Source organism: Paraburkholderia phenazinium (assembly GCF_900141745.1).
GTDB lineage: Bacteria > Pseudomonadota > Gammaproteobacteria > Burkholderiales > Burkholderiaceae > Paraburkholderia > Paraburkholderia phenazinium_B.
This window is the reverse complement of the sequence record NZ_FSRM01000001.1, coordinates 1,437,018-1,463,221: the sequence shown is the minus strand read 5'-3', so window position 1 is coordinate 1,463,221 and position 26,204 is coordinate 1,437,018. Positions and strand designations below refer to the sequence as shown.

The 26,204-nt window shown below is 61.9% G+C and carries 22 protein-coding genes and 2 tRNA genes; 10 read left to right on the top strand and 14 right to left on the bottom strand.

Annotation, left to right across the window (positions count from 1 at the left end; translation table 11 throughout):
- Nucleotides 1-41: 41 nt before the first annotated feature.
- Nucleotides 42-1,196: a transglycosylase SLT domain-containing protein gene (locus BUS06_RS06835; RefSeq protein ID WP_074263593.1), complete on the bottom strand. Its 1,155-nt coding sequence runs from the start codon at nt 1,194-1,196 to the stop codon at nt 42-44.
- A gap of 584 nt (nt 1,197-1,780) precedes the next feature.
- Here BUS06_RS06835 and BUS06_RS06830 point away from each other — a divergent pair.
- Nucleotides 1,781-3,349, top strand: coding sequence for a UbiD family decarboxylase (locus BUS06_RS06830; protein WP_074265945.1), 1,569 nt, complete (start codon nt 1,781-1,783; stop codon nt 3,347-3,349).
- Between the two features lie 50 nt (nt 3,350-3,399).
- Here BUS06_RS06830 and BUS06_RS06825 read toward each other — a convergent pair whose 3' ends face one another.
- From BUS06_RS06825 to BUS06_RS37770, 3 genes are all read right to left on the bottom strand, one after another.
- Complete coding sequence (locus BUS06_RS06825) at nt 3,400-4,365, bottom strand: threo-3-hydroxy-L-aspartate ammonia-lyase (RefSeq protein ID WP_074263592.1); 966 nt, start codon at nt 4,363-4,365, stop codon at nt 3,400-3,402.
- Between the two features lie 263 nt (nt 4,366-4,628).
- Nucleotides 4,629-4,928: a hypothetical protein gene (locus BUS06_RS06820; RefSeq protein WP_074263591.1), complete on the bottom strand. Its 300-nt coding sequence runs from the start codon at nt 4,926-4,928 to the stop codon at nt 4,629-4,631.
- Nucleotides 4,929-5,343: 415 nt separating this feature from the next.
- Complete coding sequence (locus BUS06_RS37770; protein WP_167379372.1) at nt 5,344-5,505, bottom strand: hypothetical protein; 162 nt, start codon at nt 5,503-5,505, stop codon at nt 5,344-5,346.
- Between the two features lie 251 nt (nt 5,506-5,756).
- On the opposite strand from BUS06_RS37770, the gene BUS06_RS06815 reads away from it, so the two are divergent.
- The 3 genes from BUS06_RS06815 to BUS06_RS06805 all read left to right on the top strand — a co-directional run bounded on the left by BUS06_RS06815 (nt 5,757) and on the right by BUS06_RS06805 (nt 7,796).
- The gene (locus BUS06_RS06815; RefSeq protein ID WP_074263590.1) at nt 5,757-6,695 is read left to right on the top strand and encodes a Rossmann-like and DUF2520 domain-containing protein; all 939 of its coding nucleotides are present in this window, start codon (nt 5,757-5,759) and stop codon (nt 6,693-6,695) included.
- 77 nt (nt 6,696-6,772) lie between these two features.
- Nucleotides 6,773-7,093, top strand: coding sequence for an EthD family reductase (locus tag BUS06_RS06810; protein WP_074263589.1), 321 nt, complete (start codon nt 6,773-6,775; stop codon nt 7,091-7,093).
- A 139-nt stretch (nt 7,094-7,232) separates the two neighbouring features.
- The gene (locus BUS06_RS06805) at nt 7,233-7,796 is read left to right on the top strand and encodes a YggT family protein (RefSeq protein ID WP_074263588.1); all 564 of its coding nucleotides are present in this window, start codon (nt 7,233-7,235) and stop codon (nt 7,794-7,796) included.
- Nucleotides 7,797-7,936: 140 nt separating this feature from the next.
- On the opposite strand, the gene BUS06_RS06800 is transcribed toward BUS06_RS06805, so the two are convergent.
- Nucleotides 7,937-8,818, bottom strand: a complete 882-nt coding sequence (locus tag BUS06_RS06800; RefSeq protein ID WP_074263587.1) for a hypothetical protein — start codon at nt 8,816-8,818, stop codon at nt 7,937-7,939.
- A 686-nt stretch (nt 8,819-9,504) separates the two neighbouring features.
- Here BUS06_RS06800 and BUS06_RS06795 point away from each other — a divergent pair.
- Nucleotides 9,505-9,578 (top strand) — tRNA-Gly (locus tag BUS06_RS06795).
- 182 nt (nt 9,579-9,760) lie between these two features.
- On the top strand, nt 9,761-10,546 hold the full coding sequence (gene trmB / locus BUS06_RS06790; RefSeq protein ID WP_074263586.1) for a tRNA (guanosine(46)-N7)-methyltransferase TrmB: 786 nt from the start codon (nt 9,761-9,763) through the stop codon (nt 10,544-10,546).
- Between the two features lie 28 nt (nt 10,547-10,574).
- Here trmB and BUS06_RS06785 read toward each other — a convergent pair whose 3' ends face one another.
- The 3 genes from BUS06_RS06785 to BUS06_RS06775 form a co-directional block, all read right to left on the bottom strand.
- Complete coding sequence (locus BUS06_RS06785; RefSeq protein ID WP_074263585.1) at nt 10,575-11,411, bottom strand: undecaprenyl-diphosphate phosphatase; 837 nt, start codon at nt 11,409-11,411, stop codon at nt 10,575-10,577.
- Nucleotides 11,412-11,503: 92 nt separating this feature from the next.
- Nucleotides 11,504-12,088: a DUF1439 domain-containing protein gene (locus tag BUS06_RS06780; RefSeq protein WP_074263584.1), complete on the bottom strand. Its 585-nt coding sequence runs from the start codon at nt 12,086-12,088 to the stop codon at nt 11,504-11,506.
- A gap of 28 nt (nt 12,089-12,116) precedes the next feature.
- Nucleotides 12,117-12,470, bottom strand: a complete 354-nt coding sequence (locus tag BUS06_RS06775) for a YkgJ family cysteine cluster protein (RefSeq protein ID WP_074263583.1) — start codon at nt 12,468-12,470, stop codon at nt 12,117-12,119.
- 233 nt (nt 12,471-12,703) lie between these two features.
- Here BUS06_RS06775 and hemN point away from each other — a divergent pair, with 233 nt between their 5' ends.
- The 4 genes from hemN (at nt 12,704) to BUS06_RS06755 (ending at nt 17,269) form a co-directional block, all read left to right on the top strand.
- On the top strand, nt 12,704-14,089 hold the full coding sequence (hemN, locus tag BUS06_RS06770) for an oxygen-independent coproporphyrinogen III oxidase (RefSeq protein ID WP_074263582.1): 1,386 nt from the start codon (nt 12,704-12,706) through the stop codon (nt 14,087-14,089).
- Nucleotides 14,090-14,182: 93 nt separating this feature from the next.
- Nucleotides 14,183-14,267: transfer RNA gene (locus BUS06_RS06765), tRNA-Leu, on the top strand.
- 162 nt (nt 14,268-14,429) lie between these two features.
- Nucleotides 14,430-16,820: an ATP-binding protein gene (locus BUS06_RS06760; RefSeq protein ID WP_074263581.1), complete on the top strand. Its 2,391-nt coding sequence runs from the start codon at nt 14,430-14,432 to the stop codon at nt 16,818-16,820.
- A gap of 11 nt (nt 16,821-16,831) precedes the next feature.
- Complete coding sequence (locus BUS06_RS06755) at nt 16,832-17,269, top strand: response regulator (RefSeq protein ID WP_074263580.1); 438 nt, start codon at nt 16,832-16,834, stop codon at nt 17,267-17,269.
- A 79-nt stretch (nt 17,270-17,348) separates the two neighbouring features.
- Here BUS06_RS06755 and BUS06_RS06750 read toward each other — a convergent pair whose 3' ends face one another.
- From BUS06_RS06750 to BUS06_RS06725, 6 genes are all read right to left on the bottom strand, one after another.
- Nucleotides 17,349-18,983, bottom strand: a complete 1,635-nt coding sequence (locus tag BUS06_RS06750) for a sensor histidine kinase (protein ID WP_074263579.1) — start codon at nt 18,981-18,983, stop codon at nt 17,349-17,351.
- A gap of 106 nt (nt 18,984-19,089) precedes the next feature.
- On the bottom strand, nt 19,090-19,725 hold the full coding sequence (locus BUS06_RS06745; protein ID WP_254368773.1) for a biliverdin-producing heme oxygenase: 636 nt from the start codon (nt 19,723-19,725) through the stop codon (nt 19,090-19,092).
- A 124-nt stretch (nt 19,726-19,849) separates the two neighbouring features.
- Complete coding sequence (locus BUS06_RS06740; protein ID WP_074263577.1) at nt 19,850-21,223, bottom strand: amino acid permease; 1,374 nt, start codon at nt 21,221-21,223, stop codon at nt 19,850-19,852.
- 177 nt (nt 21,224-21,400) lie between these two features.
- A complete protein-coding gene (poxB, locus tag BUS06_RS06735; protein ID WP_074263576.1) occupies nt 21,401-23,125 on the bottom strand; it encodes a ubiquinone-dependent pyruvate dehydrogenase in 1,725 nt (574 codons plus the stop codon).
- 143 nt (nt 23,126-23,268) lie between these two features.
- Complete coding sequence (locus tag BUS06_RS06730; protein ID WP_074263575.1) at nt 23,269-24,513, bottom strand: MFS transporter; 1,245 nt, start codon at nt 24,511-24,513, stop codon at nt 23,269-23,271.
- A gap of 118 nt (nt 24,514-24,631) precedes the next feature.
- The gene (locus tag BUS06_RS06725; protein WP_074263574.1) at nt 24,632-26,062 is read right to left on the bottom strand and encodes an aminotransferase-like domain-containing protein; all 1,431 of its coding nucleotides are present in this window, start codon (nt 26,060-26,062) and stop codon (nt 24,632-24,634) included.
- Nucleotides 26,063-26,204: the final 142 nt, after the last annotated feature.

Here is a 26,204-nt window from a genome sequence, read left to right as displayed (position 1 = left end):
TCGGGTGCCTTTCCTTTTGGTCCTGCTTTGCTTTTACGACTTCAGGCGCCCAGCTCCGGCGACGCTGCATGCTTAGTCGCAGTCTCGGCGTCATCCTGCTCGGGGGCCTTCACCGGCGTCGTGGCAGTCAACGGATGCGCTGCATCGAGCGTCACCTGAACACGCTTGGCCGGAGCTGCTCCCGCAGCCGGCGCCGGCGTCACTGACGCGGTTGTCGTAACCGGCGCTTGCGGTGCGTTGATCGGCACCTTGCGGCCGCGCGCCACGTCACGCAGACGACCGCGCTCAGCCACCACCTTAGCGCCGTAGCCGCCGTCGTCCTGGGTGCTGGAACCCACGTAGAGACGCAGTCCGCCCGGCAGCGAGCCGCCGCGTGCGATGCAATCCTTGAGCACGAGCGCCCCAACCTTGATGTTGGCGAACGGATCGAGTGCGGCACTCTGGCCGCCGAAATACTGGAATTTGTCCGAATGTACCTTCGACATCACCTGCATCAGACCCTGCGCGCCTACACCGCTTTCGGCATACGGGTTGAAACCCGATTCGATCGCCATCACGGAGAGCAGCAGCAGCGGGTCGAGGCCGACTTCACGGCCGGTATCGAACGCAGCCTTCACGAGTTCGCTGACCGGTTCCTGAGCGACGTGATAGCGCCGCGCCAGGTAGTTCGCCACCAGATCCTGCTCGCGCGTCGAGACCAGCACGCGGTCGTCACGTGCGTCAGCGGCAACGCGTTGCGAAGGAATCAGGTGCGCCAGCGCGCTGATGCTTTGCACGGAATGCGGGTCTAGCGTGTTGACAGCTGCGACGCTGAGGCCGCTGGTGCCACTGCCGTCAAAGGCTCCGTCATAGCTTGTGTTGCTGCTGGTAGCGCCGTTGCTGACGTCGCCGCCAACGGAATTGGCGGACAGCGAATCGTCGGACGACGACACCCCGGAGGGCGCGAACGACGGTAGCGGATTGCCCTGCAACAGACGGGCGGGGCCGGCCTGCACAGCAGCGGAAATGACCGGCATCAACTTTGCGGCCAGGGTGCCGCGCCAGGTCGGCATCAGCCACAGCGCGACTGCCAGCAGGATGGCGGAACCGCCAACAATGCTGAACAGATGATGACTCATACGCGTACCGCGACGTAAGACTGCGCGTAAGCCTTGCGCAAGTCGTTCGTCGGGACGCCACGATAACCAGGCGTTCATTCAGATCTCCCATCTTGCATGCTCTGCGAACCCCACCGGTCGAGCCGGCATCAAATCACGTTCGCAGAGTCAAGACGTCGCGTGCTCTGGTTAGGGCAGCTGCGGCGTCGGGAATACGGCATAAACCGTCGGTGGGGAGCCATCTCGAAACTGCTCGGCGCCGTGCTTAAAAAACACGCACGCAGAGGCTCCCACGCGAAAAACCAGCGTCAGATTGCGCTGGCGAGGACTGCAAAAAAGACCGTCAAATACCGTGCAGGGGGGTCGGTAAGCGGTGACGCGTTGCGTCGTAAGGACCGGGGGCGGAGGTAAAAAGGTTCACGCCCTGCAACCAATGTGACCGGATTCTAGCAGGGTTTAATAGATCGTCAACACTATAGACGGGCAAATGTATAACTAATTGTAATAACGAACAGTGTTCAGCGTGTGGAAAGCCGCGCGCTGCGCGCCTCTTGGGTCAGTTACAGTTTTCGGTCCGCAACGTACGGTAACCAACGCAGGTAAAATCGACAATCGATCCTGCGCGGCGATTGCCTGTCGCGCCCCACTTTCCCGCCGCGCTGCGCGGCCCCAATCCCGACCAGATGAAATACAAAGACCTGCGCGACTTCGTCGGCCGTCTCGAAACGCTAGGCGAGCTGCGCCGTATCCCGCAAAACGTTTCGCCCATCCTGGAAATGACCGAACTGTGCGACCGCGTGCTGCGCGCCGGCGGCCCGGCGTTGTTGTTTGAGAGCCGGCAAAGCCACGCGTTCCCGGTGCTCGGCAACCTGTTCGGCACGCCGCGGCGGGTTGCGCTTGGCATGGGCATCAACTCAGGCGAACAGGACGGCGATAGCGCGGCACTGGAGTCGCTGCGCGACGTCGGGCGTCTGCTCTCCGCCCTCAAGGAGCCGGAGCCGCCCAAGGGCCTCAGGGACGCCGGCAAACTGTTCTCGCTCGCCAAGGCAGTTTGGGACATGGCGCCGAAGACTGTAAGCAGCCCGCCTTGCCAGGAAATCGTCTGGGAAGGCACCGATGTGGATCTCGCAAAGCTGCCGATCCAGACCTGCTGGCCGGGCGACGCCGGCCCGCTGATCACCTGGGGACTGACCGTTACGCGCGGCCCAAACAAGAGCCGCCAAAATCTAGGCATTTATCGCCAGCAGCTGATCGGGCGTAACAAACTCATCATGCGCTGGCTTGCGCATCGCGGCGGCGCGCTCGATTTCCGCGAGTTCGCGCTGCAGAATCCCGGCAAACCGTATCCGGTCGCTGTCGTGCTCGGCGCCGATCCGGCCACCATCCTCGGCGCGGTCACGCCGGTGCCCGATACGCTCTCGGAATACCAGTTCGCCGGCCTGCTGCGTGGCGGCCGCACCGAGCTCGCGAAGTGCATCACGCCCGGCGTCGACACGCTGCAAGTGCCGGCGCGCGCGGAGATCGTTCTGGAAGGGTTTATCTATCCGCAGGAAGGCGCGCCTGCGCCGGCTCCCGCAGGTGCGCCGCCGCGGCCCTCGAAAGGTGCGAGCGCTACCTATGAACACGCGCTCGAAGGTCCCTACGGCGATCACACTGGCTACTACAACGAACAGGAGTGGTTCCCGGTGTTCACCGTCGAGCGCATCACGATGCGACGCGACGCAATCTACCACTCCACTTACACCGGCAAACCGCCCGATGAACCGGCCGTGCTCGGCGTCGCACTCAATGAAGTGTTCGTGCCGTTGCTGCAGAAGCAGTTTGCCGAAATCACCGACTTCTATCTCCCGCCCGAAGGCTGCAGCTACCGGATGGCCATCGTGCAGATGAAGAAAAGTTACCCCGGCCATGCCAAACGAGTGATGTTCGGCGTGTGGAGTTTCTTGCGACAATTCATGTACACGAAGTTCATCGTCGTGGTCGACGAGGACGTGAATATCCGCGACTGGAAAGAGGTGATCTGGGCCATCACGACGCGTATCGATCCGGTGCGCGATACGGTGCTGGTGGATCGCACACCGATTGACTATCTGGATTTCGCCTCGCCGGTAGCGGGACTCGGTTCGAAGATGGGTCTCGACGCCACCAACAAATGGCCGGGCGAAACTGATCGCGAGTGGGGCCGCCCCATCGAGATGGACGCTGCGGTGAAGCAGCGTATCGACACGTTGTGGGGCGAACTGGGTCTGTAGTTAGGTGCGCTCGTCGGACCGTGAATTAGGCGCGTGGCTTAGCCCTTTAGTCACGCAAGAAACTGCGCAAGGCGCGCCAGATCCACATTGCCGCCGCTGATCAGCACGCCAACCCGCTTGCCCTTCACCGGGACAATGCCGTTCATCACGGCGGCCGCGGCGAGGCAACCCGTCGGCTCGGTAACGATCTTCATGCGCTGCGCGAAAAAGCGCATCGTCTCGACCAGTTGCGCATCCGTCACCGTCACAATCTGCTCCGCCAGACGCTGGATGATCGGGAACGTGTAAGCGCCCAGGTGTGGAGTCGCGGCGCCATCGGCGATGGTTTGCGGCACGTCGATGTGCACGATCTCGCCGCGCGCCAACGATTGCTGGCCATCGTTGCCGGCCTCCGGCTCGACGCCGATCACCTTGCATTGCGGACTCAACTCGGCTGCCGCGAGCGCGCTGCCGGAAAGCAATCCGCCGCCGCCGAGACACACAAACAGCAGATCGAGCGGACCGGTTTCCTCGAACAGTTCTTTCGCCGCCGTGCCCTGCCCTGCGATGACATGCGGATGATCGTACGGCGGGATCAGCGTCATGCCGCGCTCTTTCGCGAGGCGCCGGCCGATCTCTTCGCGGTTCTCTTTATAGCGGTCGTAAATGATCACTTCACCGCCGTAGCCCTGGGTGGCGGCGACCTTCGCCGCAGGCGCGTCGTGCGGCATGAGAATCGTTGCGTGGATTCCCGCGAGACGTGCCGACAGTGCAATCGCCTGAGCGTGATTGCCCGACGAAAACGTCACGACGCCGGCGTCCCGCTGCACGTAGTCGAAGTGCGAGATCGCGTTATAGGCACCGCGAAACTTGAACGCACCCATGCGCTGAAAATTTTCGCATTTGAAGAAAATCGACGCACCGGTCCGTTCGTTGGCCGTGGTGGACGTCAGAACCGGCGTGCGATGCGCGACGCCCTCGAGCCGCGCAGCGGCATCGACGACATCGACATATGTGGGAGCGGGAAGCACTTGCATTGGCGGGACACTCCAGAGCGGTGAAATAAGCAGGCATTCTCCCAGCTTCAGCCGCACTATGGAATGCAGGACGGCGACGTCAGCACCTCGCCGGATATCCAACGAATTCGCAAAAGAGGCGTAGCGCCGCGCAAATGAAAACGGCGTGATGCAGGCAACCGAGCCCGCATCACGCCGTTTAGCTGTTTCACCAACCTTCGATAAATATTCGAGCCACGAGCTACGTCGAAGTCAAACTGCGACGCATCCCGGGAGCGCGTTTATCAATAGTGGTGATAGCCACCGTGGCCATAGCCGCCGTGACCATAATAACCACGCCCGTAGTATCCACGATGGTAGTACGGGTGACCGTAGTAGCCGTAGCCGCCACCCACCACAACGACCGGCGGCGGAGCATAGACGGGCGGCGGTGCGTAGTACACCGGCGGCGGCGCGGCATAAACCGGATAGGCCGGAGCCACCGGAATGCCAATCCCGATACCAACGGACACATGCGCCTCGGCAGCAGAGGCAAAGCCAACACCAAGCGCAGCGGCAACAACAAGCGGAATGATCTTTTTCACTTTTCTTCTCCAAGCGCGGCCGGATGACCGTGTCGCATGACATGCATGCTATGGAATTGAATGTATCGAAAAAGGACCCGCATAGCTGTTCGCATTTGTTGCAAATTGCAATCGGTGTAGACGAGCCGTAATTCGCCGCAACGGGTAAACGCGAGAGCTCTCTTGCACACCCTACCCGCAACATCTCGGAAACCAAGGGTTTGCGCCGGATCACCCATCGGCAAACGCCACTTTTACTGGCCAGCAGTCTGGGAAATCCCCAGCAGCGGTAATCTTTAATTACAAATTCACTTCAATCACGTCCAGGTTGAAGGCTGACCGAAACAAACACATAACGCTCAAAGCGCATCGCCGCTCACAAAACGAAAATGCCCGGCTCATGGCCGGGCATTTTTTACCCATAGGGGCAAATCTTTTAACCCACCTTGACGTAGGTAAATTCGCGTATGACATTCGGCGGCACATAGGCACCGCTGATTTTGACACGTGGCGTCAGGCGCTTTTTTTGATCCCACCAGCGGCGCCGCTGCGAATGAGTCAAGAACCGCAAGTGCTTTCGGTAAGAAAAGATGCTCATGGTGACCTCCCGAATCAGACTGCGAGACAGAAAACTCCAACCCCTCACTTCATCGACCAAATTCATTGTGAGCAGTTTCCGGGCCTGCAGGGGTCGCGCGGGCAAATGTGCCGCCGGCCAAACCATATGGCACGAAATTTAATCTGAGGAAAGGTTTCGCGCAGTGCACCGCCACCCCGCCGTCTCGCGAGCGACAATTGAATGCGCGATACTCCAGCTTTCCGTTCATCGTGCCGTCCGGAGCAGTAACCATGTCCCAGCCGTCCATGCCGCGTCTCGGCTTCATCGGCGCAGGGCGCCTTGCGCGCTGCCTTGCGCTCGGCTTCGCCCGCGCCGGCTATGCGGTCACCGCGGTGGCCAGCCGCACGCCTCAATCGGCACGCCAGCTCGCCGCCCAGATCGACCAGTGCGCGGCGTACGACACCCCCCAAGAGGTTGTCGACGCCGCCGATATCGTCTTTTTAACCGTTCCCGACGACAGCATCGGTTCGACGGCGAACACTTTGCGCTTTGATTGCGCGCCGCAAGCCGCTGGGCGCGTGCGCGCGCTGGTGCATTGCAGTGGCGCCTCGCCGGTGGATCTGCTCGCGGCAGCCGGGGCGCAGGGTGCGTCGATAGGTGGTTTTCACCCACTCTACCTGTTTAGCGGCGATCTCGCAGATATCGAGCGCATCGCTGGCTGCTCGGTGACCATCGAGGCCGACGGCGCACTGAAAGACGCGCTGACTGCGCTCGCGCTGGCGTTGCGCTGCCACCCACTGTCGATTCCACCGGGCACGCGCATGCTTTACCACGGCGCCGCCCACTACGCTGCCAGCTTCGCCTTGTGCGGCCTCGCAGAATGCGTCGCCCTATGGCGCACCCTCGGCTTCGCGGAAGACGACGCGCTGCGCGCGCTCCTGCCGATGCTGGCCGGCACGATCCAAACGGCCCGTGAAAAGGGCTTGCCAGGCGCCCTCGCCGGCCCCGTGTCACGCGGCGATGCGGGCGTCGTGCGCAAGCAGCTCGAACTGTTCGAAACGCTCGGCGGCGACCATGCGGCGCTGTACGGCCTGATGAGCCGGCGCGCGATTGCACTCGCGCGGCGCCGGGCTACGCCGCCGGCCGCCATCGACGCAATCGCCGACGCCGTTGAAGAATCGCTCGGACGGTCGCTGAATCAGGCGCCGGCTGGTACTAGCGTCAACTAAGCCGTGATAATGTGACGTCCGGCGCAGCGCGCAATCCGCCAGCGCCTCGCACCGGGACCAACCGACGAGAACACATAATGATCAAGGTCAGCATCCTCTATCCGTATCGAGAAAACGGCCGCTTCGACATGGACTACTACTGCGGCACGCACATGCCGCTGGCCGCGAAGCTGTTCGGGGCGGCACTCAAAGGCTGGTCCGTCGACGCCGGCATCAACGCCGGGCCGCCGGGCACGCCGCCACCTTTCGTCGCGGCTGGGCATTTTCTGTTCGATACGCTCGAGGCGTTCTACACGGTATTCAAGCCAGCGTCCGAAACACTGCTCGCCGACATTCCGAACTACACCGACGGCGGCAACGGCTCGATCCTGATCAGCGAAATCAAGGTAACGGTGTAACTCATCGCGGTGTGGCCCGGTCTCGGCCGCGCCAGCTCGCAGTATGCAAACTGATAAACACGTCGGCGCGCCCATAGCGGCGTGCCGACGCCCGGCGGCCGGTTCGCACCGGCCGCTACCCTGAAGGAAAGGACACGAGATGTTCGGCGATATCGCCCGTTTTCTGCTCAATACCGTTTTCACGTTGTTCGGCGCGGCATTGCTGTTGCGCGCATGGCTGCAGGTCGTCCGTCTGCCGCCGTACAACCCGGTCTCGAACGCCGTCATGCATGCCACCAACTGGATCGTGCTGCCGCTGCGCCGGATCGTGCCCAGTACCCGCCGCATCGATTGGGCGAGCATTCTCGCCGCGCTGATCGCAGCGGTCGTGTATGTGATGCTGATGGTGGCCGTGACCGGCGTCGATCCGCTCGCGCTGTGGCCCACGCTGCTGATCGTCGCACTGCTGACGGTGATCAAGTGGGGGCTCAACCTGATCATCTGGCTGACGATCCTGATGGCGCTGCTGTCGTGGCTCAACCCGCGCTCGCCGGCAATGCCGATTCTGTTTCAGCTCACCGCGCCATTTCTGAATCCGTTGCGCCGCGTGGTGCCGAACCTGGGCGGCATCGACCTGTCGCCGATCCTGTTGTTCGTGATCGTGCAGGTGCTGTTGATGGTCGTGACGCGAGCCGCTGTGCAACTGACGTATTTCGTGATCTGAGCGGCGAGTGCGGGCGCGGTTGCTGGCCGCGTCCGCCTCTGCATGTGTAGACCTCAGAACCGGTAGCCGCGAGCGGTCCCGATAAGGCGAGCGCCGCCGCCTGTCTGACGCGACGGCGGCGGCGTTATTTCATGCTGCTTTTATTGCGGCGACACCTGGCCATAAGCGACGGCCGAGTTGTCCGACGAGTGGATCACGTAGAGGATCGAGCGCGCGTACAACGTGCTGCCCGAGATCGGCAGAAACACAATTGCCGCGTTGCCCGAGAGCGTCTTGCCCGGAGTTGCGCACGCTGCGGCCGTGCCGGTCGTGAGGCTCAACGAGTAGAGATTCTGACTCGAGCCTGCACTCGTCAGCAGCAGCGTGCCGGTGACCGGGCAGCTGCTCAACGTGCCGGTGACGGCGCCGCTGCTATCGACCGTGATCGAGGAGTTGGTCTCCGCCCACGTCCCCACTACCGACGCCTGCGTCACAGCGAGAGCGTTCGCGGGATCGTAGGTCCACGACAGATTGACCGTGCTGCTGTTAGCGACAAAGCTGCCACTGAATGCCTGATTGGCCGTGAACGTCCCCGAGCCCGAGGTGGTCGCGTAGAAGAAGGGTTGCAGAAACTGGACGCCCGAGGTCAACGTCCACGTCGTGCTGGTCGGCGAGATGACGCCGAAGAACTGCGACACGGGGAGCGTGAGAACCGTGCTCAGATACGAAATGTTGTTTTGCGCATCGATGAAGGCGGTGGTCTTGTCGCCGCTCGCGTTCGCCGTCCAGATCCCCTGCAGACCGTTGCCGGTTGCCGCGGTCGAGCCGGCTTGCGGGCTCGTCAGACTTGGCAGCGTTTCGCCGTTGACGGTGGGCGTCGATGCCGCCACCGGAGCGCTGGCGACCGGCGCGCTGGCCGCCGAAGGTGATGAAGCACTGGTCGCGGCAGGCGTCGTCGACGAACCGGAACCCCCACCGCCCCCGCAAGCGGTCAGAACAAGCGATGCAACAAGAGACAACGCCAATAGTGGTTTGTTTTTCATATCTGTTTGTTTTATCCAGGCGAGCACGGGCTCTCACGTCCGCAATCTCACGCCATTAGTTAGATTTGACCTCGATTTTTCCTGCTAGCACGTGCTCCCGGAATTACTTCTCGATCTGCTTGACAGGTTTCTTCAAACGGATCCGTGTAATTTTTTGAAAGGGTGCTGAAGATGTATACGGCACGGCTTTCGCGATCTTTAGTTACGATGCGAGTATTTTTCTGCGAATCTGGGTGAACGTGGATTGGGGTGACGCGGAATGGTGAGCGCTTGTGGATAGGGGCTAGCGCGTTGATCTGCGGCGCTCGAAGGCTTGCTTGTTCATCGGCGATATATCTATGCGCTTTAGGTAGATATTTGACTTTTCGGATGTTGTGCGCCTGTCATGCTTGACTGAAAGACGGCAATCAGTTAGTGCCTCAGATAAATTAACTCGTTAGCTTCAAGATTAATCATTTGGCATAATAGTGCTTGCGCTAGCGGGATATTCATTTAGCAAAACGAATTGATACGGATTCGGGAGCGGTGATAGATCTCATTCGGATAATTCTCGAAGTACCGCGTTAAGACTTTGAATTTCCGGCCAATTCCTGCGGCCACCAGGCTCGGATGGGATCCACGCGCCCGTCACCCTACCGCCCCGCATTTGCCTAAACACCCCAAACCCGCGTAAAATGGCGCGCTCTGCGGGCGTCGTATAATGGTAATACCCTAGCTTCCCAAGCTAGAGCCGTGGGTTCGATTCCCATCGCCCGCTCCACATTCAGCTGACCCTCAGCGGAATTCCAGCACGAGAGCCGCCTCCACGAAGGCGGCTTTTTTGTACTGGCCGTACTGACGGGACGGCGGTCACTGCCGGCTATCGATGCAGTCGCGCCTTCCGGTGCACGCAACGCCGCCCATACCGCCTTGACCTTGCCGCTACCGTTGTAGCCATCGAAGATGACCCACGATCCGAACCAAGCCGACCTGCCCGGCGAAGCGAACCACGAACCCTCCGCAACATCGGCTGAAGGCACGGCGGGCGACGCGACCGACTCGAACGAAGCGCTGCGTTTGCGCCGCATCCGCAGCTTCGTCACCCGCGCGGGGCGCGTCTCGACCGGTCAGCGTCGTGCAATGGACGAATTCGGTCCGCGCTTTGTGATTCCGTACGCACCGCAGCAGCCCGACTGGAACGCGGTGTTCGGGCGCGAAGCCGCACGCGTGCTGGAAATCGGTTTCGGCATGGGCGCGACCACGGCCGAAATCGCTGCGCATCGCCCAGACGACGATTTCCTCGGCGTCGAGGTCCACGAACCTGGTGTCGGCGCCTTGCTCAAGCTGATGGGCGAGCAGCAACTGTCGAATATCCGCATCATCCAGCACGATGCGGTTGAAGTGCTCGAACAGATGATCGCGCCGGAAAGTCTCGACGGCGTGCACATCTTTTTCCCCGATCCATGGCACAAGGCGCGTCATCACAAGCGCAGGCTGATTCAACCGAAGTTCGTCGCGCTGCTCGTCTCGCGTCTGAAGCCAGGCGCGTATCTGCACTGCGCCACTGACTGGCAAAACTACGCCGAGCAGATGCTCGAAGTGCTCGGCGCAGAACCTGCGCTCGAAAACACCGCCGACGGCTACGCGCCGCGCCCCGACTATCGTCCGGTGACGAAATTCGAGCGCCGCGGCCTGCGGCTTGGTCACGGTGTCTGGGATCTGGTGTTCAAGCGGCGCAGGGGCAGCTGAAACGCGGGCTACAGCCAGCGAACAGCCGTCACTCAGCCCAGTCCAGCTGGTCGCTGTATCCTGCGACCAGGATCAGCAAACCGAACGCGATCCGATACCACGCGAACACCGTGAAATCATGGGCCGCGATGTAGCGCAGCAACCAACGCACGCATATGAAGGCGCTCACAAACGCGGCGACAAAACCAAGCGTGAACATCCCCAACGCATTTGCCGACAGCAGATGCCAGCTCTTGACCAGTTCATACGCCGTCGCGCCGAAAATAATCGGCATCGCAAGGAAAAAAGAGAACTCGGTCGCCACCCGCCGTTCGAGACCGAACAGCATGCCGCCGATAATGGTCGAGCCCGAGCGCGACATCCCCGGTATGAGCGCGAAGCACTGAGCAAGGCCTACTTTGAGGGCATCGAGAGAGGTCAGCGCGTCGACCGACTGCACGCGCGGTGGCACGGCATCGCGTGTGCGCTGCCGCCCTTCGGCCCACAGGATAATCACGCCGCCCACCACCAGCGCGAACGCGACCGGCACAGGTGAAAACAGCGCATCCTTGATTGCCTTTTCGAACAGCAAGCCGAGTAAGACCGCAGGAATGGTCGCGATAATCACGTTGAGCACGAAGCGGCGCGCGTCGGGACGCGCCGGCAAACCCGTCAGAACATCGCCGATCCGCCGCCGATACTCCCAGCACACCGCCAGAATCGCTCCGAGCTGGATCACGACATCGAAGGTTTTGGCATGCACGCCCGTGAAATCGAGCAGGCTGCCCACGACGATCAGATGGCCGGTGCTCGATACCGGCAAAAACTCGGTCAGGCCTTCGACGATGCCGAGTATCAAAGCCTTGCAAGCGAGTAACCAGTCCATCTATCCCCCTCATCGCCAACAGTTGTCGAATCAGGGCTTGCCAGGCGCACGGAACACAAGCGGCGCACGGCGGCCCTGGCGGCCGCGGCGCGTCATTTCTCGACGATCTGCACGCGTATGCCGTTTGTAAGGATGGTGATTGTACCGGGTTCGTAGTTCACGCCGGCAAATTGCAACTGGTCCGGCTTGAAGGTGTAGATGGGATAGTTGTTCAGCAACTGCGTCGCTAGCAGCGCGGCGGCGGCATTGATCTGCTGCGTGTAGGCCTGCGCCCCACCGCTGACGTTCACGCTATCCACATTCGGCGATTTCAGCACCACGGACTTGCTGGCTTCGTCATAGGCCAGTTCGCTAGACAACGTGAAGACGCCATCCACCGGTTCCTGCAGGAACGGGCTGGCGAGGTGCGCATCGAGCCGGATCGAGACGCGGTTGGCATCCGGCAGGAAGCCGACCACCGGATTGGCCAGCTGAACCTGGAACACCTGCGAAATGGTGCGCTGGTAAGGAAATTTGCGCTGCACGGCCTCTTGCACCTGCTGCTGCGAGAACGTGTAGTGCGACGGGATGAACGGAAAGGTCGAGGCCGCACAAGCCGCCAGCGACACAGTGATGCCCACCGCCGCAGCGGCCATGAGCAGAAATCCGCGCCGGGTCGGCGCAACGGGTTGGGTCATGCAGGTTCTCCGGTCCAATGCAAAGCTCTTACGCCATTCCCATGCAACGGGTTGCGGTTGAAACAGCCCCGTTGCGGGGATCGGATGGCAGGGCGGGTTGCGTCAGCGTTTCGAGCTGGGTGAGCCAGGCAAGCGCTTCGGTACGCGTCGTGCCGCACATCTCGCCCTGCGGTTGCAGACCGGAGCAGCACGCTGGCCGTTCAGGCTCGCCGAAGATCGCACAACGCAGATCGTCGCCGAGCTGGATGCAACGCACGCCCGCCGGCTTGCCGTGCGGCATGCCCGGGATCGGGCTCGAGATCGACGGCGCAATACAGCACGCCCCGCAATCTGGGCGGCACGCATGACCGGCTACATTGAACGGAGATTCGACGACAGTCACCAGACTCTTCCTGAAACGCCCAACAACCTACTGAACGCGCGCTTGCGGCACGCCAACCCTGCATTGTGCCATTGAGCGGCGTGCGACCTTATTACACAAGGCCTAGCTGAAGTGCTCCCGTAAACTGGACCGCTACACAAGGCCACGCTCAAGAGGCGCCTGTCCCGTTCCACCGGTCTTGCCGGCACACAGGTGTCTCCGTACTTCCCGGCGTGGCGTCCACCGAGCCGCCCATGACCACCGCCGACACCCTCTTCCGTCCCGATCTGCTCGCCAGATACAGCGCAAACGGCCCACGGTATACGTCCTATCCAACCGCACTTCAGTTCCGCGACGATTTCGATCACGCCGACTATCTGCGTGCCGCGGCTGATCCGGGCGCGTCGGCGACGGATCTCTCGTTGTACTTCCACATCCCGTTCTGCGACACCGTGTGCTTCTATTGCGGCTGCAACAAGATCGCGACGAAGAACCGTGCGCGTGCCCGTCCTTACCTCGAGCGGCTCAAGCGTGAGCTCGCCTTGCAGGCGGCCTGCTTCGATACCGCACGGCCGGTTTCACAACTGCATTGGGGCGGTGGCACGCCAACGTTTTTGTCGCACGACGAGATGAGCGAGCTGATGGCGGCCACCCGCCGGCATTTCTCGTTGACCCCAGACTCGCAGGGCGAGTTTTCGATCGAAGTCGATCCGCGCGAAGCCTCCGCCGAAACCATCGCCCATCTGCGCAAACTCGGCTTTAACCGGCTAAGTCTCGGTGTGCAGGATTTCGATCCGGTGGTCCAGCAGGCTATCAATCGTATCCAGCCGCTCGAGATGACCGCCTCGGTGATGCAAGCCGCCCGCGCCGTCGGTTTTCATTCGATCGGCGTCGATCTGATCTACGGCTTGCCGCATCAGACAGTCGACAGTTTCAGCCGCACGCTCGATACCATGCTTGCTCTCACGCCAGATCGGCTGTCGGTGTTCGGCTATGCACACATGCCGCAGATCTTCAAGATGCAGCGCCAGATGGACGCTGCGGCGCTGCCCTCGCCGGCAGTGCGGCTCGCGATTCTCAAGCTGGTTGTCGAGCGTTTGACGGGTGCGGGATATGTATACATCGGCATGGACCACTTTGCGTTGCCTACTGACGAGTTGGCTATCGCACAAGCCCAGCGCAGCTTGCATCGCAATTTCCAGGGCTATAGCACGCGTGCGGAATGCGATCTGATCGGCTTCGGGGCGTCGTCCATCGGCAAGGTGGGGGATGTCTACGCGCAGAACGCCAAAGACCTGGCAGAGTACGACGCCGCGATCGACGCCGGACGCCTCGCGCTCACGCGCGGGGTGCGCCTGACCGCCGACGACCGCCTGCGCCGCGACATCATCACGCAACTGATGTGTAATCTCGAGCTGCGTTTCGATGACTTCGAGGCTGCGTATGGCATCCGCTTCGCCGAGACGTTCGCGCCGCAGTTGGAACGTCTGCGCGGGTTCGCGGAGGACGGCCTGGTGTTATTGAGCGGTGACAAGCTCGAAGTGCTGACGGCCGGGCGGATGCTCGTGCGCAACATAGCGATGGTGTTCGACCGGTATCTCGGTCAACAGACCTTGGAGCGGTTTTCGCGGACGGTTTGAGGCGGTCGGCGCGCAACTTGCCCGGAACGCCAATTTCGGCCATAATCTGCGTTTCCCGCCGCGCGCATCCTTTGCGCACGTGTCGCAAGACAAGCCCAGGTGGTGAAACAGGTAGACGCAGGGGACTCAAAATCCCCCGCCGCAAGGCGTGCCGGTTCGAGTCCGGCCCTGGGCACCAGTACTTTCTCCCGCAGTACGTCCTCCCGCACTACCCCCCCAAAAAAATTGCATCCCAATCCAGACTGCGCGCGCATTCTGCACACGGAATCGCACACGCTCCCGCAACCCTGCAAACCCGCGCGTCTATGCGAGAATGTCAGCGAGTCCGCACGGAGCGAGCATGACAGACATGACAAACGGCCGGGTCGCGACATCCGACTGTGCTAGCGAACCCATCCATATTCCTGGGGGCATCCAGCCACATGGATTCCTCATCAGCACGGCCGACGACGGCACCGTGCTGCAAGCCAGCGAAAACATCTCAGCCCTCACGGCCACCCCTGTAGAGCAGCTTCTTGGACAACCTCTCGAACGCGTCCTCGGCGCGGCCGCGGCGCTCGCGCTCGATGCATTACGCACGCTCGAAGCCGATGGCGTCCCTCTCTACGCAGGCTCGATAAACGATCCGCGCAACGTTGGCAGCGAGCGCGTTTCGCCGCTGGCTGTCGTAGTCCATCGCCTCGACGGCGTCGGCATTGTTGAACTCGAACCGGCCCGGGGCACGGCCGACGTGTTCTCGTCGATCTATCCACTTGTCCGCACGTTTATCAACCGCCTGCAAGAGGTTCAGAGTGTCGACGGGCTCGCGGCGCTAGCCGCGCAAGAGGTGCACCGCATTGCCGGCTTCGGCCGCACGCTTGTCTACAGCTTCGACCACGATGGTCATGGACATGTCCTTGCCGAAGCGATCGAACCAGGCTATCCGTCGTATCTCGACCAGCATTTCCCCGCCTCCGATATTCCCGCCCAGGCGCGCGCGCTCTATGTGCGCAATCGCATTCGCCTGATCGCCGACGCCGACTACCTACCCGCGCCGCTCGTTCCGGCCCTGCACCCGACCACGGGCCGGCCGACCGATCTCACGTACTCGTCACTGCGCAGCGTTTCGCCGGTGCACGTCCAATACATGAAGAACATGGGGACGTGGTCCTCCATGTCGATGTCGATCGTAGTGCGCGGCAAGCTATGGGGGTTGATCTCCTGCCATCACGCAACGGCGCGCGTTCCGCCATTCGAGGTGCGCACCGCCTGCGAACATATCGCGCAGGTCCTCTCGCTGCAGGTCGAAGCCAAGGAAGAGCGTGAAGAGGCGGAGTACCGGATCGAACTGCGGCGCCGGCAATCGCGCCTGCTTGCCGCAATGGCCAATACCGAAAACTTTGTCGACACGCTCGCCGAGGATCCGAAGGAACTGCTAGGGCTGACCGACGCGACCGGCGCGGCTATCGTGTTCGATGGGCGCATCGTACTGGTTGGCGCGACACCTGTGGCAGCCGAGGTCGATAAACTGGTCGCGTGGATGGACACCCGTCCCGACGACATCTACTCGACCGACGCGCTGGCCGCCGTACGCAACACGCCCATCGAGCCGGATTGCGCGGGCATTCTCTCCGTATCGATTTCGAAGCTGTTCCGGAATTACATCATCTGGTTTCGCGCCGAGGTGATACGCACGGTGAAGTGGGCCGGCGATCCGCGCAACAAACTTGCGTCGCTCTCCGCATCGCTCTCGCCGCGCGAAAGCTTCGATGCGTGGACCGAAACCGTTCGCGGCCGCTCGCAGCCGTGGCGTCCCGCGGAGCTGGAAATTGCGGCGGAATTTCGCACGGCGATGCTCGGCGTCGTTCTGCGCCGCGCTGAAGAACTCGCGCAACTCGCTATGGAAGTGGGCCGCGCCAACCAGGAACTCGAAGGCTTTTCCTATACGGTGTCGCACGATTTGCGCGCACCGCTACGGCATATCGTCGGCTTCGCCGATCTGCTCCGCGAGATGGAGTCGTCGCGCCTGTCTGAACGAGGCAAGCACTTTGTCGAGCGCATCGTCGCGTCGGCGCGCTTCGGTGGCGAGCTGGTCGACGATCTGCTCGCATTCTCGCAGATGGGCCGCGCCGCACTGCGGCCGCAAAACGTCGATTTGCGCTCTTTGGTGGACGGCCTGATTGCAGACGAGCGAAAACAATCCGGCGACACGCAGATCGAATGGCGCGTCGGTCCACTGAGTAGCGTTACGGCTGACGCGGTACTCATTCATGTCGTACTGCGAAATCTGCTCGAGAACGCGGTAAAATTCAGCCAGCATCGTCGCGGGCCGGATGAACATCCGATCATTGAAATTGGCAGCGAGGAAGGCGAACGGGAGTTGGCCGATCAGCACGTGTTTTATGTGCGCGACAACGGCGTCGGCTTCGACATGCGCTACGTCGACAAACTGTTCGGTGTGTTTCAGCGGCTGCATCGCTTCGAAGAATTCGAAGGCACGGGCATTGGCCTTGCCAGCGTCAAACGGATTATCGAGCGGCACGGCGGCAAAACGTGGGCAGTCGGCGAAATCGACAAGGGCGCAACGGTCTATTTTTCCTTGCCAAAGGTCTTCGCCGCCGAGGCAGCTGACTACGATGAAACGGCCGCGGCTGTCGCGCGTCTCACGGCATTTTCTCCCGGCCGTCCGTTCAGACCCGTTCCCAAAGAGCCAACCAACGACGCATCGACGGATTCAGCAGCGTCAACGTAAAGGAACGCAGCGTGTTAAGACCCATCCTCTTAGTGGAAGACAATCCTAACGACATCGAGCTGACACTGATTGCGCTCGAGAAATCGCGCCTTGCGAATCCGGTGGTATCCGTACGCGACGGCGCGGAGGCGCTCGATTATCTGCGGCGCGAAGGACAATGGAGCACACGCACGGACGAGAATCCCGCGGTCATTTTACTGGACAAGAAATTGCCGAAGATCGACGGTCATGAGGTGTTGAAAAGCGTGCGCGCCGACGACCGCCTGAAAAGAATTCCGGTCGTGATGCTGACGTCCTCGCGTGAAGAGAAAGATTTACTGCGCAGCTACGATCTCGGCGTGAATGCCTACGTCGTGAAGCCGGTAGAGTTCGACGACTTCATGGCCGCGATCAGCGATCTCGGTATGTTCTGGGCAGTCCTTAACGAACCGCCGCCTTATACCGACTGAGCGGGACCGAAGGTTCGGCAGGTGCGCCGGTCGTCCGGCGTTCGACTGAATGCACTTCGAAGATGCCAAATCGGCGCCATCATTGATAAAGTGGCAACAGGACGTGAAACGTGGCGCCCTGCCCACGCCCGGCGCTTTCGGCAAACACACTGCCGTCGTGCAGATCGACCAGATGCTTGACCAGCCACAAGCCCAGCCCTAGACCGCCCACACGCCCCGCGCCCTCTGCACCGATCTGTTCGAACCGTTCGAAGATCCGGCCTAACGCCTCAGCCTCGATCCCCGAGCCGCTATCGCGCACGCTCAGTTCCGCCTTGTCGCCGTTCACGCCGACAACCAGTTCGACGGTACCGCTCGCAGAGAATTTGACGGCGTTCGACAACAGATTCCACACCACCTGTTTCATACGGCTTTCGTCTGCCATCACCAGGCAGGAGCGTATGTCATCCGCTTTCAGACGCAGTCCCTTCGCCTCGGCCTTCATGCGAATGTCTTCTGCCACATTGCCGGCTAGCGCACCGAGATCTACGGGCTGCCGGTTGACCGATAGTTTGCCGGTGGCGATCGCGCCGCTATCGAGCAGATCGTCGACCATATGCGACAACTGCCGGGCGTTACGTTCGATCACATCGGTTACGCGCACAACATGTGAAGCGTCGCCTGCACGCTGTAACAGCGCCGTCCACGAGAGAATCGCACCGAGCGGCGAACGCAGCTCATGACTGACCGCCGTGACAAAATGATCCATGGCGCGAGCGGCGCGATCGCTTTCTTCGCGAGCACGTTTCTCCGCTTGCGCGATGGCCTGCTGCTCGAGCTCGGCCTCTTTGCGCCGGGTGATATCGAGGGTGAAACCGAGCATTGATTTAAGCGTGCCGTCCCCGAGATAACGTCCCGCGGCGCGCACCAGAATCCAATGCACGGATTGCGCTGGCCAGACCACCCGGTATTCGACTTCGAACGGCTCGCGGTTCTCGATCGCATGCAGCATGGTCTCGCGTACGCGCGCGCGATCGTCGGGATACACGAGTTCGGTAAAGAAGCGGTGCTCATCGAGCGCCACGTCGGAAGGCAGCCCCAGGTTGGCCTTGCACTGGGCCGTGCAATCGATGGCGCCAGTCGACGGATCGAGTTCCCAGGCGCCCACATGCGCAAACGCCAACGCCTGCTGGAATTGCTCCTGATGGTCGCGCAGCTGCGCGGTCGCCTCTTCCACCAGTACCTGGCGCAGGCGCGCCTGTGAGCGCAACTTGGCGCGCTCGCGCTGGTTGCGCTCGTTGGCCGCGATGCTTGCGGTGACATCGAGCACGCATAGCGCTATCAGTCGCCCTTGCGCCGCCCCCCCGGGCATCATGCTGGCCTTGATTTGCCAATAACGCACATCGGGACGGCTCGCTTCGAGGCCCCCCGCTGCCATGTCGTAGCGCAGCAGCGGTGACAGACGCATTTCTCCGGGCACCAGATTGTCCAGCGCGTCTCCAAGCCAGGCACGGCGTTCGTTGCGTTGCTGCTCGGAACCGAACTGGTTGATGTCGTAGACCGAGCGCCCCTGTATTTCGGCCAGCGTTACGCCGAGCACGCTCAGATAACGCGCGTTGGCCAGAACCACGACCCGCTGTTCGTCAAGGATGAGGTAAGCATCGGGCAGCAAATCGAACACCGACGCCGGGTCGATGGAGGACGCTGCTGTCTGCTCTCGGGAAGGTCTATCCATAGTCCGAAACTTTACCCGAAACCAGAAAGCTTGACCGCAGGGTTTGGGCCAGCATTCCCGGCATATCTTCGGCACGAAGCCGCCAGGCACCGTGAAGCACGAACCATCAGGCGTGGTCGGTAAAAACTCCCCCGGCATCCCTGCTCGAATGCGGTAAAAGTTCAAGCAAGCTATCGAATGCGTGTCTTACGCCCTCGCAGGCGCTCAGCACCGCAGCGTCTTCCATTACGTCCTGCTGTAAACCCTGGACGAACCGGTGCCAGCGCGGCCCGACCGGTTCGCCATTGCCAGCCAGATAGCGCAACGGGTGCGGCGCCAGTTGTGCGTGCAACCTTTTATAAAGCACCGCGCCGCCCAGTTGCGATCCTTCCACGACGTAGCACACGCCCCAACGGTAGGCGGGATTGTCGCCGTGAGCGCGCGGCAACGCTCGGGGCCTCGCGTCATTCGTCCGCTCACTCAACCCGGCAATCGCGTCGTGCGCCAGATCGCTTTCGATTAACGGCAGACGCCGCAACGGTGTCAGCGTCCGTGGATCCTGCGGACCATCCGCGAAACCCGCGAGCCAGCTTTCGATTGGACCCAGCCACGCCTTTAGCAGCAACAGATGATCGCGATAATCGGCAATGGACGGATGCGGTTTCGCCAGCGGCATCGAGGAGTCGAGTGTGGCATGTCGTTGCGCGGTGGCCGCGCGCAGCGCGGCAAGGACGTCCGGGGAATGCGGTGAAGATACGGCCACGAAGTGTTCCAAAGCGGATAACGATCCATGCATTCTATCTGTCGCGGCGCGCGGCCGAATTTCGGCCGGTCATGAAGGTACGGCACGACGGAGGGCCTCCTGAACGAGGCTCCGGGCGCCAGGCTCAAGGCGTAGCGTGAACAGCGCCCGCCCGCCGCTGCTTCACCACATAACCCACCCACATCACCAGCAACCACACCGGCACCAGCCACACCGAAACCGATAATCCCGGCGTCATCGCGAGAATCACCAGAATCATTGCCATGAACGCCAGGCAGATCCAGTTGCTGACCGGAAACCAGAACGACCTGAACACCAGCGTCTGCCCTGCCGCCACCATCGCCTTGCGAGACTTCAGATGCGTGAGGCTGATCAACGACCAGTTCAGCACCAGCGCGGCCACCACCAGCGCCATCAGCACACCGAGCGCTTCCGAAGGAATCAGGTAGTTGATGATCACGCAGGCGAATGTCGCCAGCGCGGACAAGCCAATCGCCAGATACGGCACGCCACGACGATCCACCTTCATCAGCGCGCGCGGCGCGTTTCCCTGCTCCGCGAGGCCATAGAGCATGCGGCTATTCGCATACACACCGCTGTTGTAGACAGACAGCGCGGCCGTCAACACCACGATGTTGAGAATATTCGCCGTAAGCGTGGAGCCGATCTGCGAGAAGATCATCACGAACGGGCTGCCGCCGGCCGCCACCTGATTCCACGGATACAGCGACAGCAGCACCACCAGCGAGAGGATGTAAAAAATCAGAATCCGGTAGATCACCTGATTCACCGCCTTAGGAATGCTCTTGCGCGGCTCATCCGCCTCGGCCGCCGTGATGCCGATCAGCTCCAGACCGCCGAACGAAAACATGATCACAGCCAGCATCATGAAGAGGCCATGAAACCCGTGCGGAAAGAAACCGCCGTCGGCCCAGAGGTTGCTGATCGATGCTTGCGGACCGCCGTTGCCGCTAATCAGCAGATAGCCGCCGAACAGGATCATGCCGATCACCGCTACCACCTTGATGATCGCGAACCAGAACTCGGTCTCGCCGTAGGCCTTCACATTCGCCAGATTGATCGCGTTGATGCCGGCGAAGCACACCAGCGCCGATACCCAGGCCGGCACACCAGGCCACCAGAAATGCACGTACGTTCCCACAGCCGTCAACTCGGCCATGCTGACCAGCACGTAGAGGACCCAATAATTCCAGCCCGACAGAAAGCCTGGGAAATCGCCCCAGTACTTGTAGGCAAAATGGCTAAACGAACCCGCCACCGGTTCTTGCGCGACCATCTCGCCGAGCTGCCGCATGATCATGAATGCGATGATGCCGCCGATTGCGTAGCCGAGAATCATGGACGGCCCGGCCGCCTGCAACACGCTAGCTGAACCGAGGAACAAGCCGGTGCCGATCGCCCCGCCCAGCGCAATGAGCTGGATGTGACGATTTTTCAGCCCGCGCTTCAGGCCCTCTTGCTGCTGTGGACTATTCAAAATTGCGCCTCAGTGTGTCTCTGTGTGTGGATATCGGTCACCAGGCCAGATTCATGGCCTCGCCTGGAAAAGCCAAAGATTTTAGCCTGTCCGATGTGACCGGGCACTGGACCAACCCGCGACATGGGACGAACCCGCGACGCGCAACGCAGAAGCAGCAGACCGTTGCCAATACTGTTAGCGCAGATTCGTATTCGCCAGCTCCACCACTTCATCGCCGCGGCCGTTGAGCACCGCACGCAACATATACAGACTGAAGCCCTTAGCCTGCGCCCACTGGATCTTCGGCGGCATCGCGAGTTCGTGCTTTGCCGTGACGACGTCGATCACCGCCGGGCCGGGATGCGCGAACGCGTCACGCAAGGCGTCGCCAATTGCTTCGGAATCCTCCACACGTATGCTATAGATGCCAGCACCTTTCGCAATAGCGGCGAAATCGGTGGCACTGAGGTCCGTGCCGCTATCGAGGTAACCGCCAGCCTTCATCTCCATGGCCACGAAGCCCAGCGAACTGTTGTTGTACACGACCACCTTGATCGGCAGATCGAGTTGTCGTGCCGTCAGCAGATCGCCGAGCAGCATCGAGAGGCCGCCGTCGCCCGATAGCGAGATCACCTGCCGATCCGGCTGCGCGGCTTTGGCGCCGAGCGCCTGCGGCATGGCGTTCGCCATCGAGCCGTGATTGAACGAGCCGTGCAAAGTGCGCTTGCCATTCATCGTCAGATAGCGGGCGGCCCACAGGGTCGGCGTGCCGACGTCGACGGTGAACACCGCATCCTCGTCGGCGATCTCATCGACGATGCTCGTCAGATATTGCGGATGAATGGGCTTGCCGGGATCGGATGGCCTCGCGAGATCGTCGAGGGTGAGCCGCGCCGCGAAGTAATGGGTGCGGGCCCGCTCGATAAAGTCGCGGTCGGTCTTGCGGGTGAGCTTCGGCAACAGCGCTTGCAGGGTAGGCTTGATGTCGCCGACTAAACCCATCTTCAATGGCGTACGTTTGCCAAGCGCGCTACCCCGGCGATCGATCTGCACCACATTGCCATGCGACGGATAAAAGTTGCGATACGGAAAATCCGTGCCGAGCATGACAAGCGTATCGGACGACATCATGGCATAGTAGCCCGAGCTGAAACCGATCAGGCCCGTCATACCGACATCGTACGGATTATCCCATTCGACGTACTGTTTGCCGCGCAACGCATGGACGGTCGGCGCGCCGAGCGCGTCGGCCAGTGCGACCACTTCGTCGTGCGCCCCTGCGCAACCGCTGCCGCACAACAGCGTGACGCCTTCGGCCTGGTTCAGCAGCTCGGCGAGTCTGTCTATATCCGCAGCGGCAGGCAACAGCGTGGCAGGCTCCAACGTGCCCGCCCATGCCGGCATTTCGTCGGGTGCTTCGCCGAGCGCCACATCGCCGGGCAAAACGATCACGGCCACGCCCTGCTGTTCGATCGCCGTGTGCATCGCGGTGGCCAGAACGCCTGGGAACTGCGACGGGTTCGTCACGAGTTCGACGTAGTGACTGCACTCCTTGAAGAGCTCCTGCGGATGAGTCTCCTGAAAGTAACCGAGGCCAATTTCCGATGACGGAATATGCGCCGCGATGGCGAGCACAGGTTGATGGTTGCGATGGCAGTCGTACAGGCCGTTGATCAGATGCAGATTGCCGGGACCGCAACTGCCGGCGCAGACCGCGAGCTTGCCGGTGGCGGCGGCATCGGCACCTGCAGCGAAGGCGGCGACTTCTTCGTGGCGGGTGTGCATCCAGCGGATCGAACCTAGGCGGTAGAGGCTGTCGGACAGGCCATTCAGGCTGTCGCCGGTCACGCCCCAGATACGTTCGACTCCAGCCGCGTGAAGCGTTTTTGCCAGGAAGTCTGCAATAGTCTGTTTGCTCATGCTCTGCTCCGCCAAAGAAGAGAGAAGTGCACGCGGATATCACGAATTGACGTTGCCGCTCCGTGACATCGCATGGGCTGGGTGACGCAACTGACAGAATAGCTGCCGTAGGCGGATCGTGCAGCCAATCGCCCAACCGACAGTCACGCCGCTGCCCCGTCGGGAACCGCTTCTAGCCGCGCCGCTGGCGACCCCACGATGATCAGCGCCTGCGCCAGAAACGCAGCGGCTGCCATCACCAGACACGCCTCCATACCCCAATGCCCGCTGACCGCGGCACCCAGCAATGCGCCGAGCGGTCGCGCGCCATAGGTCGCCGTGCTGTTGATCGCCGAGACACGTCCCATCATTCCATCAGGCGTGATGGCCTGGCGCAAGGTCGTCGAGCCGACCACCCAGAGAATCGGCCCCACACCGAGCAGAAAGAAGCTTAGCATTGCCAACCAGAACGATGGTACGGCCAGCGTTGCCACCATCACCAGAGAAGCGAGCAGTCCGCAAAAAGGACCAATCGTCAGCACGCGCCCGAATCTGAGCCGCTGCGCGATCGACGGCGCTGCCAGTGCCCCACACACCATGCCGACGCCATACGCGCCGAGCGTTACGCCCACAGCCGACGCCGTCAGCCCAAGCCGGTGCACCGCGTACGGCACATACACCGCCTGCAACATGAAGAAGCCGAGATTGAAAAACACAGCCGTGGCGATCATCGGACGCAGCAAGGCGTCACGCAGCACGAAGCGGGTACCGTCGCGCAGTTCACGCAGGAAGTGGCGCTGCCCGGTCAGTGTGCGCGGCGGTTCACGCAACCCCGCTAGCAATGCGACCGCCAACGCCGAGAGGCCGGCCGCGCAGCCGTACGCCCAGCCCGCGCCGATCCAGCCCACCAGCATGCCGCCGAGCGCAGGTCCTGCGGAATACGCAACGCTGCGTGCCAGTTCGAGCCGTCCATTCGCGGCTGCGAACGACTCGCGCGACACCAGCGACGGCACTAACGATGGTGCCGCCACGTTGTACGCCACCGTGCCGGTCGCGCCGAGACACCCGAGCGCAGCTAGCCAAGGCAACGTCAATTCATGCGAGATCACCAGTAACAGCACGCTCAGCATGGCGATCACGCGCATGCCTTCGGCGAGGGCCATCAGGGTCCGGCGCGAGCGACGATCGGCCCACACGCCGAGCGGAATCGACAGCAACAGGAAAGGCAAGGTCTGGGCGGTCTGCAGCAAACCTGTTTCACGCGCGCTCGCGCCAAGCGCGAACACGGCAACGAGCGGCGCGGCAGCGAGGCTGATCTGCTCGGCTGACTGCGCAACGAGATTCGACCACGCAAGCCGCTGGAATGCGGCCGGTAGTCTGATGGCGGGTTGGGAGAACGGGACACGCATCGATAACCTCCAGTTTCAATGAGGTCATCGTCGCGGTTTGTGCCTGAAGGTACGCTCCGCTTCTTGCGCTGTTATTCATGTAACAGCGGGTGCAACCTACTTCGCTACCGCCAGGCCCTCACGGCGCATACGAGGACGCCATCCCACTCTCAAGCCCGTGATCGAGCGTAGTGCGAATAATCGACAACCCGCGCAGCAGCGCGTCGCGCGAAGTAGCGCCTGTCATGCAAACCCGAATCGCATGCGGCGCCGCGTTACGCCCAATCACAAAACTGTCGGCAGTCTTAACCAGCACGCCCTCGTGCCGCAACGCCGCCGCAAACTCCGCGGCACGCCACGGTTCGGGCAACGGCAGCCACAGATGCGAACTCGTCGCCGCATGCCGGTAGGCGACCCCCTCGAGCACTTCGTTCGCCACCTCGTGCTGCGTTTCGATATGCGCGCGCTGCAAGCCATTCAACCGCTCCATCTCGCCGTTTTCAATCCAGCGCGACACCACTTCGGCCATCAACGGCGCGGTCATCCAGCAGTCGCTGCGAATCACCGCCGCGATCTTCGAACACCACGCAGGCGGCGCTTGCAGATAGCCCACCCGCAACCCGGGCGCCACTGACTTCGACAGGCCCGCGATCAAAAACGATTGATCTGGCAGACGCGTCGAAAGTGGTTCAGGCGGCGCCTCGAGCAACATCGCCGGCACCAGGTCTTCGATCAGCAGCACGCCGTGCCGCTGCAAGATATCGGCGACGGCATCGCGCCGCTCGCTCGACATCGTCGCAGTGGTCGGATTGTGGATGGTGGGTACGCAAAAAATCGCGCGCGGGTGCAGCGACTTGCACGCCAGTTCGAGGGCGGCGGGCACAAGACCCTCGGAGTCGATTTCGACGCCGACGAGGTGCAGCCGCAGTTGCCGCGCCAACGCAATGATCCCAGGATAGCTGACCACTTCGGCCAGCACGGTATCGCCCGGCCGGGCGACCGCGCGCAACACCGACGCAAGTGCATGCTGTGCGCCTTGCGTGACCAGCACGCGCGACGCGCTCGCCGGACTGCCGGCGCGCCCCAGGCATGCCGCACCCGCCAGCCGATGCCGCATCGAGCCTGCTTCGGGCGCGTATTGCAGCAGCTCGGCGGCAAGGCGTTCGTCGTTGGCAATTTCGCGCAGCGTCACGCATAGCGCTGTTGCTTCGCCCGTCGATTGCGGCACGTTCTGCCCGAGATCGATCAAGGCCGGCGCGGGTGGCATCCCAGGACGCAGCGCGCCGCGCGGTGTCGTGCCCGACGACATCTCACGAGCTCGCGCCTGCGCCACATATGTGCCATCACCGACGCGCGCATTCGCCAGCCCCTGCCGCTCCAGCTCGGCATAGGCGCGGCTGATCGTGCCGGTGGTGACGTGCAATTCGCTGGCGAGCGAGCGGTGCGGCGGCAGCTTTTCGCCCGCTGGTAGCTGGCCGTTGAGGATGGCCTGCGCGAAAGCTCGCGCAATGACCTGATATTTTGGATCGCTACCCGCTTCGATCCTGGGCAGCCACGCGTTCATCGCCATAGCGACGGTCTCCTTCCTGTTCCCTTCCCACCGGCATCAAGGCCATGGGTGTCATTCGCATCATACGCATTCAATCGCACGGCATTGCATGCAGTCATTTACTTTAATTGAAGCGATTGAGTTGCTCGTGCCACCTCCATAG